Origin of the sequence: Vogesella mureinivorans (genome assembly GCF_007644035.1) — a bacterium.
Lineage (GTDB): Bacteria > Pseudomonadota > Gammaproteobacteria > Burkholderiales > Chromobacteriaceae > Vogesella > Vogesella mureinivorans.
Window position 1 is genome coordinate 1 of record NZ_VMTV02000410.1, and the last position, 277, is coordinate 277.

A 277-nucleotide genomic window follows, 5' to 3' on the forward strand; every position below is an offset into this window, starting at 1 on the left:
GTCTTGAACTAGGGCATCTCCTTCAAGCGGTACAGCGGCATACAGGACATGAGCAAAGATGTAGGAGCGCATGGCGATGCGTCCGAGCAATCGATTCGTCTGCCCGTGCCCAGTCCAGCCTTGTTCAATTTCAGCATTCAAATCATTGAGAAACTGGTTGGCTTTGCCGGTAACTCGAAACTGTTGGCGACGGGCAACTTTTATCAGGCGATCGATCGCCTTTTTATCGACCCAATTTTGGGCTTGAGCGAATCGCCAGTGCTGGACAAAGGTTTGC

At 51.3% G+C, this 277-nt stretch carries 1 protein-coding gene; it reads left to right on the forward strand.

Going from position 1 to position 277, the window contains the following annotated elements:
- Positions 1–48: 48 nt before the first annotated feature.
- A partial coding sequence (locus FLQ44_RS23665) for a hypothetical protein (RefSeq protein WP_170252949.1) occupies positions 49–277 on the forward strand: 229 nt, incomplete at its 3' end.